Raw genomic sequence first — 18641 nt, forward strand, 5'->3', positions numbered from 1 at the left:
AAATACAACTAAACAGATAGCTGATCATGTGCGTTTACCGGACAACGCATGTTCGGTTTCGAACAGCAATATAATATAATGCAGCAAGCCGGAACAATGTCCCGGCTTGCTATACCTATATGGAGAAAGATTAAACGGCAAATCTTTCTGCAACTTCCTGTCTGAATGCTTCAGCACCGATTTCCACCCGGCGGGCATAAGCTGCTTTTGCATCTGGTCCGGCCAGGTATCGTAGCTGGTCTTTATCATCCGTAGCCGCTTCATACACAACTTCTGCGATCTGTTCAGGCGTACTGAAATGTATGATCGAGTTATCGCCGTCCATACCTGCCATAAGTTTATTGAACAAAGGCATATAGGCGTCATGCTGCGCCAGGTCCAGGGAGCGGCCCATAAAATCGGTGGTGATACCGCCCGGAGATACCGTTTTAATGCGGATATTATGTGATGCCAGTTCAAATGACATGCTTTCGCTCCAACCTTCTATTGCCCATTTACTGGCATGATACAGGGAGCCCAATGGATATGTTGTCAATCCGGCGATGGAAGTGGTATTAATAATCAATCCTCTTCCCTGGGCACGCAGATAAGGCACAAACGCTTTTGTTACCCTTATTACGCCCAGCGCGTTGGTGTCCATTTGTCGTACGATCTGTTCATCTGTCAATGCCTCTAATGCGCCTACTAATCCGTAACCGGCATTGTTGAATACAACGTCCACAGGTCCGCTTTCTGCTACTTTCTTCGCTGTTGCTGCAATCTGTGCCGGATTTGTCACATCCAGCTGTAATACCTGGATATTCGCATGATCCAGATCTTTGCCCTGTGAAGGATCACGCATAGTAGCGATCACCGTCCAACCTTTTGCTGCAAATAATTGCGCTGTTACCTTTCCTAATCCGGTGGATGCACCGGTGATAAAAATGACCTTTTTCATATGTGATCTGCTTATTTTTTAAAGAATCAGGCATACCTTTTCCATTCGGGAAATGATCATCTCCCGGCAGGTCTGCCATTATTTAATGATGGATTAGTTAATGAATACTGGATGGATTGACGCCAAAAAACTGTTTAAAAGCATACGAGAAGTGGGAGAGGCTTTCAAAGCCGACTTCCTGGTATACGTCCGACGGGCGTTTCTGCTTCTCCTTCAGCAGGTAATGCGCCTCTTCCAGCCTTCGCTGCTGCAGCCAGCGATTAGGCGTAGTATGGAATACTTTCTGAAAATCGCGTTTAAAGGTGGCCAGACTTCTACCCGTCAGGAAAGCCAGCCTTTTCATATCTACATTAAAACGATAGTTCTGCTGCATAAAAACTTCCAGGTCTATCTTGCCGGGTGTACTGAAATCAAAAAACACGTTCTTCAGTTCCGGTTGCAGCTGGAGTAATAAAAGCAGCAGTTCCTTTTTCTTTAGTTTGGCAAGATGATCATGCAGAGATGAGTCAAAATAATGCGCCAACGTTTCAAAGAAGTTCCGTATCAGGATATCAGGTTCCAGTTTCAGCACCGCACGATTGGTAGGGTAGGCCGTCTCAAAGACATAGCCATGTTCCTTGCTGAATTCCAGTAAAAAGTCTCTGTCAAAGACAACCGCAATAGATCTGAAATCAGCCCCATCTTCAGGATGCTTCACAAACTTAGCCAGGAAGTTCTTCCGGAAAAACAGCATCTCACCCGCTCTGAAGGCGGTGCTGGACATCACATCTGCGACCTTAAACACACCGGAAAACATATAACACACGCCATGTTCTATCACAAACTGTTCCCCCACCATCTCCTTGCAATCAAGGTGAGAGTATAGAATTCCTGGTAATTTATCCTCCGCATAAATCTGCTTTTCCATATCCGGCGTTTAAGCACACCACAAAGTTGAAGATTATTCCGTCACGGCGTTTTCGTATAAAGCTCAAATTTACTTTAGTGAGAAGCTCAGGTGAGGAGAAGAAAACAAAAAAAAATTTTATATTCACAAGCATCTCAAAAACAACCCTTTAAAATGAATCCAGTGCCATTTCATCCTCCCTGAACAGGGTATTTGTGTAAAAATTACGGAAAATATTTTGCTCATATAACAAACTTGCATACATTTGTGTAACAAATACACAAAACAACATTCTATGACAACGCTAAGGCCTACAGGAGTAATAATAGCAAGGTTCCAGACACCTTCCCTGCACGAAGGGCATCTGCAACTGATCAAAGAAGTAAAAGCCAAACATAACAGGCTGATCATCGTACTTGGCGTTAGCCCGATCAAGGGTGGCCGTAAAAACCCGCTGGATTATTATACCCGCGAACGCATGATCAAAAAGTTGTTTCCGGAAGTAATTGTGCTGCCTTTAAGCGATCAGCCTTCTGATAAAGGATGGTCTCGTAAACTGGACGAAATGCTCAGCAATAACTTCAATAACGAAACATTCATCCTGTACGGCAGCCGCGATAGTTTCATTCCATTCTATTCCGGTCGTTTCCCAACAGCGGACTTACCCCCGGTTCAGGATTTTAATGCCACCGCCCAAAGAGAAGCGATCTCCGATAAAGTGTTTGATACAGAAGAATTCCGTGCCGGTATCATCTACAGTACATATAACCTGTATCCGAAAGTATATCCGACTGTTGATATCGCATTATTCCGTAACAACCGCAGCGAACTGCTTCTCGGCCGTAAATCAGCAGAAAGCGGATGGCGCCTGCCCGGTGGCTTTACCGATCCCGGAGATATGAGCTTCGATATCGCTGCCAAAAGAGAATTACTGGAAGAATGTGGCCCCGTAGAGACCAGTCCGATGCAATATGAACTGTCTTTACAAATGGACGACTGGCGCTATCGCTCTGAAGTTGATAAGATCATTACTACCCTGTTCAGCACCGACCTGCTGTTTGGAGAACCTGCCGCTGATGATGACCTGGCCGATATGAAATGGGTAAAAGTGGACGCAATCACCACTATGATCACCCAGGGTGAAATCGTTAGCACCCACATCCCACTGTTAAAAAAATTAGCTGAAAAATATTCTACAAACGACTAAACTGAAGAATCATGACAAAGGAAAACCTCATTTTGTTAGCTGATGCCTACAAATACTCCCACCACAAACTTTACATCCCCGGTACAGAATATATCTATTCTTATTTCGAAAGCAGAGGCGGTAAATTCAATGAAACCGTCTTCTACGGACTCCAGTATTTCCTGATGGAATACCTCCAGGGTGCTGTTATCACCAAAGAAAAACTTGACGAAGCAGAAGCTACCTTGCTGGAAGTCTTCGGTCGTAACGATGTATTCGACCGCACCCGCTTCGAATATATCATCGAGAAACACGGAGGCCGCCTCCCTGTACGTATCAAAGCAGTACCGGAAGGAACAGTAACCGGCGTACGTAACGTGCTGATGACCATTGAAAATACAGATCCTAATTGTTACTGGGTGACCAACTTCCTGGAAACGCTCCTGATGCAGATATGGTATCCATGTACAGTAGCCACGCTTTCCAGAGAGATCAAAAAAACTGTTAAACAATACTATAACGAGACGGCCAGTGAAGCGGCTTTCGCAGGAATTGATTTCGTACTGAACGACTTCGGTTTCCGTGGCGCCAGCTCTGTAGAAAGTGCAGGTATAGGCGGTAGCGCTCACCTGATCAACTTCTCCGGTAGCGATACCCTGATCGGTTCCACTTTTGCCAAACGTTATTACCAGGCGCCGGTAGCTCCCGGTCTCTCTATCCCCGCTACAGAACACTCTATCGTGACTATGCTGGGTGAAGAAGGAGAACTGGAAATCTTCCGTCACATACTGAATGCGTTCCCTACCGGTACTATCGCCTGTGTATCTGACTCTTACAATATCCTCCGTGCCTGCCGCGAATACTGGGGTACTGAACTGAAAGAACAGATCCTCAGCAGACAAGGTACCCTGGTGATCCGTCCCGACAGCGGTGACGCCATTCAGACCCTACTGAAAGTATTTGAAATTCTGATGGAAACCTTCGGTTATACCGTCAATGAAAAAGGCTATAAAGTATTACCTCCACAGGTGAGAGTGATCCAGGGTGATGGTATTAGCTATTCTTCCATTCCTCCGATCTTCGAAGCTCTTAAACAGGCCGGTATCAGCGCTGAAAACCTGGTGCTGGGTATGGGAGGAGCCTTGCTGCAACGTGTAAACAGAGATACACAGGAATACGCCCTGAAATGCTCTTTTGCACAGGTGAACGGTAAAGCCATCAACGTACAGAAAAACCCGCTGGAACTGGATGCGAACGGTAATACCCGTGTATCCTTCAAGAAGTCTAAATCCGGTAAACAGAAACTGGTAGTAGAAAACGGTATTTATACTTCTCTACCTGAAAATGAAGCACCTGCACTGGCTGACCAGCTGGTAACTGTCTTCGAAGACGGAGAGATCAAAAAAGCATACTCTTTTGAACAGATCAGAAAGAACGCAACTATTTAAACCATCTTCATTGTTGCCCCCATACATAAAAAAGGCCGGAGTAGGAATACTCCGGCCTATTGTTTAAACCTACAACTGTTACACTATTAGTAACTAAAATCTTTATGATTAATTCAATGAAGCTTCTTCAATTTCGGCCGCATATGGCGCTACAAGTCGCTGACGGATCAGTCGTTTAGCAGATGGCTTGTTCCAGCCAAAGCGGTCCATAATACCATCCACAATCTTGTACACTACCGGTACCACGATCAGCGTCAGGAACATGGAACTGATCAGACCACCGATGATTACCCAGGCCAGACCATTCTTAGTCGCAGCCACACCACCGGTAGCCAATGCTATTGGCAACATACCGATCACCATCGCGATAGTCGTCATCAGGATCGGACGCAGACGTGCATTGTTCGCATGGATCAATGCCTCCATCGTACTCTGTCCCTGTTCTTTCATCTGGTTGGTAAAGTCCACAAGAATGATCGCGTTCTTCGCCACCAGACCAATCAACATAATCATACCCAGGATGGTGAAGATATTCAGTGTATTATTTGTCAGAGCCAGTGCCAGCAATGCACCAATGATTGCCAGCGGGATAGAGAACAATACCACGAAAGGATAGATGTAGTTATCATACAGTGCCACCATGATCAGGTATACCATTACGATAGAGATCAGCAGTGCTGCACCCAGTGTTCCAAAGGAATCACCCTGGTTTTCCGCATCACCTGCCCACAGGTAACTGATACCTACCGGCTTACGCAATGTCTCCAGTTTTTGCGCAAATTCCTGTTGTACAGAACCGGAAGGACGTCCTACTACCAGCGATTTCACGGAAATAGATGTATTCTTATCCCTTCTTTCCAGTCTGCTCGGGCCAGAACCTTCCGTGATCGTCGCAAATTGTGATAAGCGGATCAGTTGTCCCTGGCTGTTGATAAACTCAATATTGGACACGTCATCCAGGTTCTTACGGTCGAAATCATCAAAACGGATATTGATATCATATTCGTAGTCACCCTGACGAAATTTCACTTTGGAATCATCTGCCGTACCGCTGAACGCCGTTTGCATCGTTCCACCCACACCTTCCAGCGTCAATCCCAGTGCAGACATCTTATCCCTGTCTACCTGTACATTGATTTCCGGGTTACCTTCTTCTACTGACAGTTTCACGTCACTGGTACCATCAATAGTCGCCAGTACGCCCATGGCTGATTTCGCATAACTCATTACACTGTCCATATCAGTACCCATCACCACCAGCTCTACAGGAGAAGCTTCTGCAGTACCCAGGATACTCACGTCCATTGTTTTCAGTTTCACACCTGGCAGCAGTTTTCTCAGCTCAACTTTTGTCTTTGCAGCATAGATATCAGAACCATCTAAACGTTCTTCTGCATCTACCAGCATCACTGTGATTTCTGATTTATAGGCAGTAGACTGGGACACACCAAAACCATCCTCACTGGTCTGACCTACGGTTGTAATCAGACGGGTGATCTCCGGTTTTTTAGAGAGGTATGCTTCCGCTTTACGGGTAGCCTGATTCGTCTGTTCGACAGATGCATCTTTCGGCATTTCCAGTACAACAATGAACTGTCCGCGGTCGCCTTTCGGAATGAACTCACCACCGATATAACCTTTACCTACCAGCATGAAAGACAGTATCAGCAGACCGATCGCAACGATCAGGGTATAGCGTTTGTGCGTCAGTGCCCATTTCAGGATAGAAGTCATCCAGTCAGTGAATTTCTGCAGCTGTGCCTCAAACCAGAGAATGAATTTTTCGAAGAAATTCTTACCGGTGATATGTTCCAGCTTTCCAAAACGGGAGGAAAGCAGCGGTACGATCATAAAGGAAGACAGCAAACTAAGCATGGTTGATATCATCACCACCACACAGAATTCACGCAGGATCTTTGATACAAGTTCATTGGTCAGTGAGATAGGCAGGAACACCACCACGATTACCAGGGTAATAGAGGTTACGGTAAATCCGATCTCTTTCACTCCATCAAATGCCGCACGTACTCTGTTCTTACCCATTTCCATGTGACGGTAAATATTCTCCAGTACCACGATTGCATCATCCACCAGGATACCTACGACCAGTGACAGCCCCAGTAAGGACATCAGGTTGAGGGAGAAGCCGAATAGCTTCATACCGATGAATGTAGCTACCAGGGAAGCCGGGATTGAGATCATTACGAAGATCGCACTACGGATACTGTGCAGGAACAACAGCATCACGGCAGCCACCAGCACAATCGCAATGATCAGGTCATGTATCACGGAATCAGCTGATTCCAGCGTAAAGTCAGACGAATCGTTTGCAATAAATATCTTCAGGTTAGCGGAAACATAGTCTTTTTCGATAGATGCGATGGCTTTCTTCATTTCCTCACTCACGGTTACCGCATTCGCATCATTCTGTTTCTGTACCATCAATGCAATGGAGCTGGTACCATCCACACGGGCCAGACGATCCACATCTTTCTGTGCATCCTGTACATCCGCTACATCTTTCAGACGGATCTGGGTACCGGTAGCTGTAGTAGCCAGTACCAGGTTACGCAGCTGATCCACGTCTTTATACTTACCAGCCAGACGTACCAGTATCTGCTGATCCTGGGTTTTCACCTTACCGGTGGGGAAGTCCAGATTCGCATTGGTAATGAGCTGTCTTACCTGCAGGATGGACAGTTTATATGCTTCCAGTTTCTTAGGATCGATGTTCACCTGGATCTCACGCTCCTGACCACCGATCAGGGAGATCTGGGCCACACCCGGTAAACGGGATAAGAGTGGTTGCAATTTTTTATCGATCAGGTCATAGAACTGCTTGCTGTCCATACTGGCAGTGGCGGACAGTGTCATGATCGGTAAGTCATCCAGGGAGAATTTGTTCAGCGAAGGCGCTTTTGCATCAGTAGGCAGGTCTGAGAGGATTGCGTTCACTTTACGCTGTGCATCCTGCAGGGCAATGTCTACGTTCGCATCGTTATTCAATTCAACCGTTACGGTAGATAAACTCTCTGAAGATTTGGAGATGATTTTTTTGATCTTCTCCATTGATGCTACCGCATCCTCAATCTTTTTGGTGATGGTACTTTCCACCTCTTTAGGGGAAGCACCGGGATATACGGTGGCAATGGTTACTACCGGCGAAGTAAACTTCGGCAGCAGCTCATAGTTGAGTGACTTATAGCTCATCACACCCAGCAGCGTCAGGATGGTAAAGACTACCACCACTATTGTGGGTCGCTTTATGGATACTTCTGTGATCTTCATAGTTGATTATTTTTGTACGGATACTTTAGATCCGTCTACCAGGTTGATTTGTCCGCTGGTGATAACGGTTTCGCCTTCATTCAGACCTTCTCTTATTTCCACTTTGTCGCCATAGATACGTCCGGCTACTACCTTACGCACTTTAGCTGTATTATTCTCCAGTACATATACCTGGTTGCTGTTCACTCCACCGATGAATGCGGTACGCGCTACCAGGATAGTCGGGATCGCGTCTTTCATTTCGAAGTGTGCGGTACCATACATACCTGCTCTGAGTTGTTTGCCACCGTTGTTAGTCACTTCCATTTCAACTGGGTAGTTGAGGGTATTATCACCTTTTGCAGCGATGAAAGTCACATGACCATCGTAGCTCACTTCCGGGAATACGCTGGAAGTCACCCGTACTTTATCACCTTCTTTCAGGTTTACCACCTGTAATTCCGGAACAGATACTGCCAGTTTCAGGCGGGAAACGTCCACGATATCAAACATTTTATTACCAGGAGAGAGGTAAGCACCCTGCTCTATGTATTTTTTGTTGATCACACCACTGATAGGCGCTTTGATATAGGTATCACCCACACGACGGCTGGCAGCCGCATATTTTGTTTTTGCCAGGTCGTATTGCAACGTAGCGTCGTCTACCTGTTTTTTGGTTACACCACCTGTTTTAAAGGCCGCTTCATATCTTTCTTTATCCACTCTCAGTTGCTCCAGATTGGTTTTAGCCGCCTGCAGATCTGTACCCAGGATTTCACCATCAACATTCGCAATTGCCTGCCCTTGTCTTACAACACTTCCCTCATCTACCAACAGTTTATTGATACGGCCGGTTACTTCGGAGAGATAGGTCAGTTCACGGAAAGGCGTGAAGTTACCATTGGCCAGAAAGCCTTGAGAGAAATCAGATTTTGCCACTTTTTCCACCAGTACGGGTACTTCCCCTGCATTGCTCGTCTTTACAAATTCCGTTTTGGCTTCGTTGGCTTTTTTATTGGCGCCCAGTTTCCACATGATCAATACAACAGCTGCGATGGTCACTGCGCTCCAGATAAGAATCTTTTTCATATAGTTCGGTATGCGGTTTTTAGCGGTTTTAGTTAGTTCAGCAGGCTTTTGAGATTACCGTTCGATTTAACGATATCCAGTTCTGCCAGCTTGTATTGTAATAAAGCTTCATTGTAGTTGTTCTGAGCAGAGACCAGGGATGTTTCGGCATCCAGCAGGTCTGTCAGATTGGCCAGGCCCAGGTTATAGTTATTCTGGGTGGAGTTGTACACTTCGTTGGCCAGGTCTACGTTCTCTTTCTGCGCTTTGATCGTACTGAGGTTGTTCTGAACCTGTAGTTTTGCGTTTTCGAATTGTGTATTCAGGGAGAGGGTGGTGGCCTCCATATCCTTCTTAATCTGTTTCAGGGCTACATTTGCCTGACCTACACGGGAGCGGCGCGCCCAACCATCGAAAATCGGAATTTTCAAAGTGAGGCTTACAGCAGCCATATCATACCAACTGGCAGTTGATCCGTTGGATTTGGATTTTAACATGTCAAACTTGTTACTGATACCATTATAAGAGTAGTTACCGGAGAGGGCCAGTGAAGGGTAATATTCTGCCAGGTAAGCTTTCTTCTGAAATGCCTGTAGTTCTTCCTGTTTTTTCAGGAGGCGATACTCGATCCTGTTGTCGAGGTTCATGCCTCCAAAATCGGCAGCCGTTGCTTTGCTTTCAATTTCTTTAAAAGAAGTGGAAGGAAGATTGATCGGATTGGTTACAGCCATGCCCATCATCTGTTTCAACTGGTTAGATTGCAGTTGGAACTGGTTCTGTGCTTGTGTGCGTTGCGTTTTATAGTTAGTCAGGTTTACACGCATACGGTCCAGGTCTATTTTACGGGCGAGACCGTTTTCTACCTGAGAAGAAGTTGTTTCGACGAGTTTTGTCATCTTCTCGATATTGGCATCCAGTACGATTGTTTTCTCACGGGACACCAATGTGCTGTAATACAGCTGTGTGACGTTATAGATAACGGTTTCTTCGCTTTGCGCTGTCTGCATGCGATAATAATCTTCGCCTGCTTTTGCTGCTTTTAAGCCGGTGAATACAGATTGATTATACACTTCCTGCGTAACGGTTCCAGATGCGGTCACGTTGTGCGTCACACCAGCTTCCAGCAGGAGGGTGGTACCAGGTGCGCCACCGGCAAATTCGCCGGGAACGGGGATCACCTGTTTCTTAATATTGTTGGTATACTGACCTTGCGCGTTTACCTGTGGCAGGGCTCTGGCTCTTACTTCGCTGGTTTTGAAACGGCCCATATCTTCTTCCATCCGGGTACGTGCCAGTTGCTGGTTATTAGCGAGTGCATACTTCAGGCACTCCTGCAACGACAGTTCCGATTGCGCATAGGAGGTATATCCCCCTATTCCCATTAAGAGAATAAGCGTTAACATTATCCTTTTCATCCGTATGTTTTCTTTGATTTTTTTAGTTGGCGGATATAGTATTTAAAGGTGGTTAGTCTTCTTTAATTTGTAGATATTCTGCTACTAGTTTACGTCCTTCTGCGGTGGCTATACCGAGTAAGAAATGCGCTGTTATTTCCCTGATGACTTCAGGCATACTGAACTCTGTAGCGGGAAACAGTGCCGGCTGAAAAACCGTTTCCAGTTGTAATAATCGCATACGAGCCATGATATTCAGCTTAAAATCGTTGCGGTAACATCCTTCCTGTATTCCTCTTTCGAGATTGGCGGTAATGGCACGTATCAGATGATCTTTCTTGAACGTTTCCACTTCCAGCCAGAGATCAGGATGGTATTTCTGCATTTCATATAACATGACAGGGTTGATGGTGTTACCCATTTCCTCCATGTATTTCACCTCTTTCAGTAGTTCCTCGATAGCGTTAGCAGATTGCTGGCGAAAATCTTCGAGATGCTGTCCGTGACCGTTCAGCATGGTTCTTATACCTTCCTGCACCAGTTCTTCTTTGTCCCTGAAATGTTCGTATACCGTTTTCTTTGACACTCCGCTCTCTCTCGATATATCAAACATTGTTACACTCTTAATGCCGTACATTCTGAACATCCTGAGCGCTGTTTCCAAAATCCGGTCTTTGACTGGCATGTTTCCTGTTTATTGTTTCTTTATTCCTCTTACGAATATTTCCGTCAGCAATTTCTGCTGTGCTACTATCTTTTCGAATCCTTCTTTATCCAAATCTATAATTGATTCCGGCATACAGCTCATCCCTGCAAAACGGAGGCCTTCCATAGCATCTTTATATAGAATGCCTATTTCCTCCGGATTGGCGACGTCGAATTCGCCGGTATCAACTCCTTTCTTAACTACTTTGGTCAGCATTACATACTCTCTCTCTTCCACAGACCTGACGATCTGCTGGATCTCTTCCGACTTATCATTGAGTATCTTAAACAGTTCCAGGCGGCTGAAACGTTCTACGAACTGTATTTTAATTGCGATCAGGTTGAAGAAGATCTCCTCAGACGTTATATCCGTTCTGTCGGCTTCTACCTCCAGTTCCTGAAAAAACGTTTCCCCGATTTTCATCAGCACGGCATTGTGTAATGCCTTCTTATCAGAAAAGTAATAATACAGTGATGCCTTTGAACAACGCAGGTCATCTGCGATCTCATTCATGGTTGTCTTTCCTGCACCATAGTGCATGAATCTTTTCAAAGCTGCCTCCAGGATTTTCTCCCGCATTTCATCTTTGTTCTCAGCAAGCATTAACTTTTTGACTTTTTTAGTTTCGAAGTCAAAAATAGTAAGAATTACTAGAATAGTAAAAGATGTTTACCATTTAACAATTGATTAACTTTTTGACTTTAAAAGTCAGATAGTTGAAAAGTCAAAAAGTCAAAAATGCAATTAATTAAAAATAAGACTGTTATAATATGTCAATAAATCCAACTTATTCGATGGGTCAAAAAATTATGGGTTAAAAATTTTTTTAGAAAAAAGGATGAGAGAACGCTGGAAAACCCGGAAACCTAAAAAATGTACCTCAGGGAGGTTTTTAAGTGAGGTGTTTTAGACTTCTTTTGCCAAGGAGTCAAATATCTGATAAACTAATCTTCGCTTTTAAGATGGATGGCAATAATGGTAAGGTTGATGTAGAACTTTGGCGGGAGTGTTGCTTGATTTGGTTTTATATAATGGTTGGTAATAACCGTTTTTAAGGCAAGTAGGCAAGGTTAGAAAGCAGCGGAGGCAGAAAGGAGTTTAGGAGGAAATTGTCAAGCGTGTCCTACTATTTTACATAAACGACTGGATATTAATCTCTTTGAGGGAATCGATGAAGCGGAGGGGATGAGTTTTGGGGGGAAGTGTGAAGGCTGCTTCTGCTATGGTTTCAGATACCTGCACGGACTGACGCCCGCTTTTAAGATGATTAAGCAGTGGTGCTTTGGCTGGGCAGGGGAGCTTTGCTAGACTGTAGCTGGATGCAGGGGACGGGCTAAGGTCCGCGCAGGCATCTGAAACCACCGCTGTAAGCGCCGGTCGATTAGATAATGGGGAGGTGAGGGTAATCGGGGTACAATGCGATGGGCTAAATGTGCTATCGGGGCTTGGTTGACATACCTTATACATGCTTCATACATGCTTTATATACGACGCATCTCTGCCGGAACTGTGTTTGACATAGTTTTTTTGGTGCCTGATATTCCCTTTTAATGCGCAAACCCGAACTCCGCACACTTTTTCTTCCCTCCCTACTTTTCAGTCATATCACTCAGCCTCACAATTAATCAATCAGTAGGCGCTTACAGCGATGGTTTCAGATGCCTGCGCGGACCTTAGCCCGTCCTCTGCATCCAGCTACCCTTGATCAAAGCTCCCCCGCCCAGCCTTACCACCACCGCCCAATTATCTTAAAAGCGGGCGTCAGTCCGTCAGGTATCTGAAACTATAGCAGAAGCAGCCCCTCACACTTCCCGCCAGAACTCCCAATCCAAGATCAGCCAACAGCACCCAATTATCTTAAAACATGCATCAGTTGCCCCAGATATCTGACGCCAAACAGCAAAAAGCCCTCTCAACTATAGTCAGACTATACTTGTAATACGTTACTCCTACCTTGAAAGACGCAGCACTAACGTATTAGAAGTATAGTCTGACTAAGGATCAACCGGTCAATCACCTCTCGCCAGATATCGTTTTAACCATCTAGTCAAATCTTTTTCCACTAAATTCAAAACATTTCGATCCTGATAAGGGTTATCTAAAAGCTGCCTGCCGGGAGCACCGGAAGCCTGTACGGATACAACAGACTTCACTTGCTGCTTTTTTGCCCTGCAAATGTCACTTTTAGCAGGGGAGTAAACAGGTCTTTTCCCTTCTGACGGGATGGTCTCATTTTTCACGCTTTTAGCCGACACATTTTACACCTACATCTCGGAATAACTTGACTGGCATGGATCGGGCATTTGTTTTGCCTTACATAGGTAAAATCAAACGCTATGAAAAAGTTAATGCTTCTGCTGATTGCCGTAACCGGATTTACAGCTACAACCATGGCCCAGATCAATGTTAGTATCAATATAGGAAGACAGCCAGTATGGGGTCCTGTTGGTTATGACCATGTGGACTACTACTATCTGCCCGACATAGAATGTTATTACGATGTACCGGCCCAGGTATATGTTTATAGAAATGGAAATAATTGGGTAAGGACCAGATCATTACCCGGCAGGTATGCCAATTTCGATGTTTACCATGCGCACAAGGTAGTGATCAATGGGGTAGACAGACCTTATATGACCCATGATAAATACCGTCAGCAATATTACAGCTACAGAGGTAAACATGACCAGATAGCGATCCGTGACAGCAGGGAAGAGAAATACTGGGCTAACAAATACCACCCGAATCATGGCCAGTGGAAGAAAGATCATCGTGACGATCATAATAATGGCCGTGCTGACCGCGGAGGACGTGGCCGGGACAGACACTAAGTTAAATGTTCCCTTCTTTCAACACCACACCTATCATGAAGAAGGCCGCTCCGTTTGAGACGGGGCGGCCTTTCTTCTTTTATGTTGCTTGCCATTTAAAATCCTATTGCAGCTTTTCCAGCGCAGCTTTCAGCTGAGCGATCATTGCCGGGATCTCCTCTTTTACGCAGGTACCTACGCTGAGGCGATACCATGGAGATGTTTTAGGAGCACCGAATGCATAGAACGGTACCAGACCCAGTTTCGCTTCGTTCAGGATGTAGGAGGTAACCGCTGCCTGATCTGCCAGTACGGTACCATCAGCGGTCTTTTTACCTGCCAGATCGATCTTAAGCGTCAGGTAGATAGCTGCCTGTGGAGCGATCGCTTCTACCGGGTGACCCGCTTTCTTCAGACCGTCAAATCCTTCGTAAATCTTCTGCAGACGCTCTTCTACTTCGCCTTTGAATTGCTTCAGGTAAGCATTCACTTCGTCTTTACGACGCAGGTAACGCGCTGCTGCATGCTGTTCTGCCATAGGGCTCCATGCACCTACGTGAGACAGGATAGATTTCATCTTTCCGATTACGTGTGCAGGTCCTAAAGCCCAACCAACTCTTACGCCGGTTGCAGCGAATGCTTTACTCATACCGTCGATGAAGATGGTATAGTCTCTCAGTTCCGGACGCAGGGAAACCGGTGTGTAGTGCTGTGTCTGACCGAAAGTCAGTACCCAGTACATCTGGTCAAACATTACGTACAGCGGCTTTTCATCAGCGCCACGGCTCTTGTTTTCAGCAATTACCAGGTCGCAGATCTCTTCCAGCTGTTGCTTACCGAAAGCAGTACCGGTTGGGTTCTGCGGAGAACACAGCGCCAGGAGGGTAGCACCCTTCAGCAGTGGTTTCAGTTCGGCAGCAGTCGGCATAAAGTCGTTTTCCGGTTTAGTTTCCAGTACAACGTGCTCTGCCTCGAGGAAATGTGTATAATGGTTATTGTTCCAGGATGGAGTAGCATAAACTACCTTCTCACCTCTGTCTACAATTGTTCTGAAAGTTGCATAGATAATCGGACGACCACCGCAGGAGATAACTATTTCCTTCGCCGGATCGTAGTTCAGGTTTTCGTGTTCAGCGATGAACTCACTTACTGATTTTCTCAGTTCAGGAATACCGTCTGCCGGAGGGTAGTTGGTAAATCCTTCCTTGTAAGCCGTTATGATCTCTTCCTCAAACTCAGCCGGAATTGGGAATACCTTGGGGTCAAAATCCCCAATGGTAAAATTGTAGATCTTCTCGCCCTTGGCCTGCTTCTCCTTTATCTCACCGGCCAGCTTAATAATTTCAGACCCGATCAACGTTTCGGCTAAATGAGACAGTTTCATAACCCAAAAGAATTTTAGTTTTAAAAATATTTTTTTGCGCCCGCAAAGCTAAATGATATGAACATCATTTAAAAGAAAGAGCAGATTTTTTCATGTCATATTAATAAATTGCCAGTTTATTGAATTTCATTCAATAAAAGATCTACTAATCATCGCTTTATCTAACATTGTATTTTCCGGTAATATCTGTAATTAGCGCGATACTTGACATTTCTTTCTATCTTTGTCCGCATTCTTAAAAAGCCTATTTTTAGTGCGGTTAACAAAATCCGAATTTCGGTCAATCGCCTCACCGGCCATTACACGGCTATTTTTGAATAAAGCAAAAAGTAAATACAATATATCACATGAAGTTTATCGTTTCTTCCTCTACTTTGTTAAAACAATTGCAGCAGATCAGCGGGGTGATCAACTCTAATACGGTGTTGCCTATATTGGAAGATTTCCTTTTCCTGATCGATAAGAACGAACTGACTGTAGTAGCTACGGATCTCGAGACTGTGATGAAGGTAAAGCTGGAGGTTGAAGCCAAAGAAAGCGGCCGTATCTGTATCCCGGCTAAGATCCTGATGGATTCACTCAAAAACCTGCCTGACCAGCCGCTCACGTTTCATATAGATCTTAACTCATACGCGGTTGAAATTACTTCCGACAACGGTAAGTACAAGGTGATGGGAGAGAATCCTGAGAACTTCCCGAAAGAACCAGCTGCGGATGATACAACTTCATTCACCGTTTCAGCAACAGCCCTGGTTACAGCCATCAACAAAACCCTGTTTGCCGTAAGCAACGACGACCTTCGTCCTGCCATGACAGGTGTTTTCTTCGAACTGACACCAACCAGCCTCACTTTCGTAGCAACCGACGCTCACCGTCTGGTAAAATACGTTAGAACCGGCGTTGAATGCCCGAAAGCAGAAACCTTCATCGTGCCTAAAAAACCGCTGAACCTGCTGAAATCCGCATTACCTGACAACGACAGCGAAATTAAAATCGCCTATAGCCAGAACCACTTCTTCGTAATGCATGATGGCGCCCAGATGATCTGTCGCCTGATCGACGCAAGATTCCCTGACTATAAAGTGGTTATTCCAAAAGATAACCCGTACCGCCTGACAGTCGCTAAAAGTGATTTCCAGAACGCGCTGAAACGCGTAAGCGTTTTTGCCAACAAGAGCACCAACCAGGTAGCCCTGAGCATCACCGGTAGCGAACTGCAACTATCTGCACAGGACGTTGACTTCTCTTTCGAAGGTAATGAGCGTATGAGTTGCCAGTACACCGGCGACGATATGCAGATCGCTTTCAACGCGAAGTTCCTGATCGAAATGCTGAACGCAGCAGAAGGTGATGAAATCACGATCGAATTGTCTACACCAACCAAAGCAGGTATCCTGAAACCTTCTGAAAAAGAAGAAAACGAAGACCTGCTGATGCTGGTAATGCCGCTTATGTTGAATAACTAAGCCGCTGCTCCAACAACTAATAACTAATGTTTATTTATAAAGCAATCTCTCACAAGGAGATTGCTTTTTTCTTTTACCATAGCCACTTTCAAAAGATTTGTTATTTGAAAAAGTCGTAAATTAATAGCAGCAATAAGGACAGTAACGACTTGATTTGCCCCAGTTTGATGACCACTATTTCACGTTGAATAATAAACCGCATGGGACCCATCCATGCAGACAAAACTGATTCCCGTATGGAAGAATTTTTTAATAATATTCCTCCGTGGTATCGCACCGCCTTTCTCGTAGGTGGACTCGTACTTCTCTGGATGATCGAAGGCGCTATACCCCGCCTCTCATTCAAAGGAGATCGTTATAAACATGCAGGTACCAATTTGTTCTTTACGTTAACCACAGCCGTCGTTAACCTTGGTTTCGCATTCCTGATCGTCACCGCATCAGAATGGACCGCAAAGGCACATTTTGGCCTGTTGTACACCTTTCCGCTGCCCATCTGGCTACACTGCCTGATAGCGGTCATGATGATGGATCTGGTAGGCGCTTACCTCGTACACGTCATCCAGCATAAAATAGCCTGGATGTGGCACTTCCATAAGATCCATCATATCGATACAGCGGTAGATACCACTACCGCCCTGAGACACCATCCCGTGGAAAGCATTTTCAGAGTTATCGCCTTACTGCTCGCCATTGTTGTAATGGGCATACCCATCTGGATGGTCATGTTATACCAGACCATCTCAGCGTTCATGTCACAGTTTAACCATGCGAACATCCGTCTGCCCAAATGGCTGGATAGTACCCTTAGCTACGTCATTGTATCGCCTGACATGCATAAGGTACATCACAGTCATTATCAGCCGGAAACCGACTCCAATTATGCGAACATTTTCTCGTTCTGGGATCGCCTCTTCGGCACATTCGTGAAAGTAAAAGATGTAACGCAACTACGCTACGGACTGGATGAGTATCAGGACGATCATTATCAACACATCGGGACACTCCTGAAAGTGCCCTGGGAACAAACCAGGCAGGAAAAGATTATAAACTAAATTATTATCACGCTTAATTCATCATCATATGCAACAGCACACCACGTCCACCCCCACTAAAATAGCCTGCTTCGTTTCCATGTTTGCAGGTATATTCTCAGCAGTATATGCCTTCGTCGCAAGGAACCCAAGTACAGCACTCGTATTTGGTGTAGCTGCTATAGTTATCGGCGGACTTTCCATCTTAAAAGCCCACAAAAATATCGACGACACACAAGTAGCCACTGCCGGTGTATTCATGGCAGTAGTAGCATGCGCTGTCGCATTGTGGCAAATGTATAACTAGTAAGTTCATGACTACTATAATCTGTTTACAGGCAGCAGGCAGTATAACGCGATACTGTTTGTTGCCTGTGGACTATGGTAGACTTACTTCCTTTTTTTGTCCGCCTTTTTATATTCTTCGAGGTATCCCTCCGCAGCTTTGATAGGAAACAGCACTAACGAAGTATCTGTCAGCGCCCTGATAAGTGTAGTATCTATGACAACGGCAGAATCCTTCTGCCGCGTACCCTCTATGTGACTCCAGAACAACAGCGTATCATGTGAAACACTCCACTTGTCATACACCATTGAATAAGTATTGATAGACGTAATCGTCCCCTTCTTCTTTAACTGAAAACCCTGTGTCGCTTTATCAACCCCAGGTACCGGTTGCAGCCACTTTCCCAGCAACTGCTCCTCACTGTATGAAACCGTATCTGCCTTTATCATTGCAACAGAATCAATGACCGTTTCCGGCGTTACAGTATCCGGTACATCTATCAGACTGCTGTCTTCCACTTCAACAGTTGTTGTAGAAGGAGCAGGCTGCTGACATGATGTAGCTATAACTGTACAGATCACTGACAAAAGCAGACTTTTTTTCATAGCTCCAAAGATAGGAATACTAGTTTAACAATTTTAACTACCTTTAAGGCACTTTAGGGGTGTTTCCCGGGAACTAAAACAACCGGGAAGCTGAGATGAGACCCTCAGACCTGATGCAGTTCATACTGCCGTAGGAAAAAGTTACCTGACCTGATACACGTTAT

At 45.2% G+C, this 18641-nt stretch carries 15 protein-coding genes and 1 riboswitch; of the genes, 6 read left to right on the plus strand and 9 right to left on the minus strand.

Going from position 1 to position 18641, the window contains the following annotated elements; all coding sequences use genetic code 11:
• Positions 1–130 precede the first annotated feature (130 nt).
• Together CPIN_RS02980 and CPIN_RS02985 are read right to left on the minus strand one after the other, a co-directional pair.
• A complete protein-coding gene (locus tag CPIN_RS02980; RefSeq protein WP_012788278.1) occupies positions 131–937 on the minus strand; it encodes an SDR family oxidoreductase in 807 nt (268 codons plus the stop codon).
• Positions 938–1034: 97 nt separating this feature from the next.
• A complete protein-coding gene (locus CPIN_RS02985) occupies positions 1035–1844 on the minus strand; it encodes a helix-turn-helix transcriptional regulator (RefSeq protein ID WP_012788279.1) in 810 nt (269 codons plus the stop codon).
• Positions 1845–2118: 274 nt separating this feature from the next.
• Here CPIN_RS02985 and CPIN_RS36265 point away from each other — a divergent pair, with 274 nt between their 5' ends.
• Both CPIN_RS36265 and CPIN_RS02995 read left to right on the plus strand, forming a co-directional pair.
• Complete coding sequence (locus CPIN_RS36265) at positions 2119–3030, plus strand: NUDIX domain-containing protein (protein WP_012788280.1); 912 nt, start codon at positions 2119–2121, stop codon at positions 3028–3030.
• 11 nt (positions 3031–3041) lie between these two features.
• Complete coding sequence (locus tag CPIN_RS02995; protein ID WP_012788281.1) at positions 3042–4457, plus strand: nicotinate phosphoribosyltransferase; 1416 nt, start codon at positions 3042–3044, stop codon at positions 4455–4457.
• A 108-nt stretch (positions 4458–4565) separates the two neighbouring features.
• Here the strand turns inward: CPIN_RS02995 and CPIN_RS03000 are convergent, their stop codons facing one another.
• From CPIN_RS03000 to CPIN_RS36270, 5 genes are read right to left on the minus strand one after another with little or no spacing between them, the layout of a single operon-like run.
• The gene (locus CPIN_RS03000) at positions 4566–7745 is read right to left on the minus strand and encodes an efflux RND transporter permease subunit (protein WP_012788282.1); all 3180 of its coding nucleotides are present in this window, start codon (positions 7743–7745) and stop codon (positions 4566–4568) included.
• Between the two features lie 6 nt (positions 7746–7751).
• Positions 7752–8813, minus strand: a complete 1062-nt coding sequence (locus tag CPIN_RS03005) for an efflux RND transporter periplasmic adaptor subunit (RefSeq protein ID WP_012788283.1) — start codon at positions 8811–8813, stop codon at positions 7752–7754.
• Positions 8814–8845: 32 nt separating this feature from the next.
• Positions 8846–10207 (minus strand): TolC family protein, encoded by a 1362-nt coding sequence (locus CPIN_RS03010; RefSeq protein ID WP_012788284.1) that lies wholly within the window; start codon positions 10205–10207, stop codon positions 8846–8848.
• Between the two features lie 52 nt (positions 10208–10259).
• Positions 10260–10871: a TetR/AcrR family transcriptional regulator gene (locus CPIN_RS03015; protein ID WP_012788285.1), complete on the minus strand. Its 612-nt coding sequence runs from the start codon at positions 10869–10871 to the stop codon at positions 10260–10262.
• A gap of 9 nt (positions 10872–10880) precedes the next feature.
• Entirely contained in the window at positions 10881–11495 is a 615-nt protein-coding gene (locus tag CPIN_RS36270; RefSeq protein WP_012788286.1) for a TetR/AcrR family transcriptional regulator, read from the minus strand.
• A gap of 1733 nt (positions 11496–13228) precedes the next feature.
• On the opposite strand from CPIN_RS36270, the gene CPIN_RS03025 reads away from it, so the two are divergent.
• Positions 13229–13723 (plus strand): hypothetical protein, encoded by a 495-nt coding sequence (locus CPIN_RS03025; protein ID WP_012788288.1) that lies wholly within the window; start codon positions 13229–13231, stop codon positions 13721–13723.
• A gap of 103 nt (positions 13724–13826) precedes the next feature.
• On the opposite strand, the gene CPIN_RS03030 is transcribed toward CPIN_RS03025, so the two are convergent.
• The gene (locus CPIN_RS03030; protein WP_012788289.1) at positions 13827–15086 is read right to left on the minus strand and encodes a pyridoxal phosphate-dependent aminotransferase; all 1260 of its coding nucleotides are present in this window, start codon (positions 15084–15086) and stop codon (positions 13827–13829) included.
• A gap of 347 nt (positions 15087–15433) precedes the next feature.
• Between CPIN_RS03030 and dnaN the strand changes: the two genes are divergently transcribed.
• The 3 genes from dnaN (at position 15434) to CPIN_RS03045 (ending at position 17893) form a co-directional block, all read left to right on the plus strand.
• Positions 15434–16552: a DNA polymerase III subunit beta gene (gene dnaN, locus CPIN_RS03035; protein ID WP_012788290.1), complete on the plus strand. Its 1119-nt coding sequence runs from the start codon at positions 15434–15436 to the stop codon at positions 16550–16552.
• 236 nt (positions 16553–16788) lie between these two features.
• On the plus strand, positions 16789–17607 hold the full coding sequence (locus CPIN_RS03040) for a sterol desaturase family protein (RefSeq protein ID WP_044220767.1): 819 nt from the start codon (positions 16789–16791) through the stop codon (positions 17605–17607).
• 28 nt (positions 17608–17635) lie between these two features.
• Positions 17636–17893: a hypothetical protein gene (locus CPIN_RS03045; RefSeq protein ID WP_012788292.1), complete on the plus strand. Its 258-nt coding sequence runs from the start codon at positions 17636–17638 to the stop codon at positions 17891–17893.
• An 83-nt stretch (positions 17894–17976) separates the two neighbouring features.
• Here the strand turns inward: CPIN_RS03045 and CPIN_RS03050 are convergent, their stop codons facing one another.
• On the minus strand, positions 17977–18477 hold the full coding sequence (locus tag CPIN_RS03050; RefSeq protein ID WP_012788293.1) for a lipocalin-like domain-containing protein: 501 nt from the start codon (positions 18475–18477) through the stop codon (positions 17977–17979).
• Between the two features lie 45 nt (positions 18478–18522).
• Positions 18523–18631: riboswitch (TPP riboswitch) on the plus strand.
• Positions 18632–18641 lie beyond the last annotated feature (10 nt).

The organism is Chitinophaga pinensis DSM 2588 (assembly GCF_000024005.1).
Lineage (GTDB): Bacteria > Bacteroidota > Bacteroidia > Chitinophagales > Chitinophagaceae > Chitinophaga > Chitinophaga pinensis.

Bases quoted from the DNA above. Each gene is read 5' to 3' on its own strand.
- CPIN_RS03030 (WP_012788289.1), bottom strand. From the start codon at position 15,086: ATGAAACTGTCTCATTTAGCCGAAACGTTGATCGGGTCTGAAATTATT.
- CPIN_RS02980 (WP_012788278.1), bottom strand. From the start codon at position 937: ATGAAAAAGGTCATTTTTATCACCGGTGCATCCACCGGATTAGGAAAG.
- CPIN_RS02995 (WP_012788281.1), top strand. From the start codon at position 3,042: ATGACAAAGGAAAACCTCATTTTGTTAGCTGATGCCTACAAATACTCC.
- CPIN_RS03040 (WP_044220767.1), top strand. From the start codon at position 16,789: ATGGAAGAATTTTTTAATAATATTCCTCCGTGGTATCGCACCGCCTTT.
- CPIN_RS03000 (WP_012788282.1), bottom strand. From the start codon at position 7,745: ATGAAGATCACAGAAGTATCCATAAAGCGACCCACAATAGTGGTGGTA.
- CPIN_RS03050 (WP_012788293.1), bottom strand. From the start codon at position 18,477: ATGAAAAAAAGTCTGCTTTTGTCAGTGATCTGTACAGTTATAGCTACA.
- CPIN_RS36270 (WP_012788286.1), bottom strand. From the start codon at position 11,495: ATGCTTGCTGAGAACAAAGATGAAATGCGGGAGAAAATCCTGGAGGCA.
- CPIN_RS36265 (WP_012788280.1), top strand. From the start codon at position 2,119: ATGACAACGCTAAGGCCTACAGGAGTAATAATAGCAAGGTTCCAGACA.
- CPIN_RS03015 (WP_012788285.1), bottom strand. From the start codon at position 10,871: ATGCCAGTCAAAGACCGGATTTTGGAAACAGCGCTCAGGATGTTCAGA.
- CPIN_RS03025 (WP_012788288.1), top strand. From the start codon at position 13,229: ATGAAAAAGTTAATGCTTCTGCTGATTGCCGTAACCGGATTTACAGCT.
- CPIN_RS03045 (WP_012788292.1), top strand. From the start codon at position 17,636: ATGCAACAGCACACCACGTCCACCCCCACTAAAATAGCCTGCTTCGTT.
- CPIN_RS03005 (WP_012788283.1), bottom strand. From the start codon at position 8,813: ATGAAAAAGATTCTTATCTGGAGCGCAGTGACCATCGCAGCTGTTGTA.
- CPIN_RS03010 (WP_012788284.1), bottom strand. From the start codon at position 10,207: ATGAAAAGGATAATGTTAACGCTTATTCTCTTAATGGGAATAGGGGGA.
- CPIN_RS02985 (WP_012788279.1), bottom strand. From the start codon at position 1,844: ATGGAAAAGCAGATTTATGCGGAGGATAAATTACCAGGAATTCTATAC.
- dnaN (WP_012788290.1), top strand. From the start codon at position 15,434: ATGAAGTTTATCGTTTCTTCCTCTACTTTGTTAAAACAATTGCAGCAG.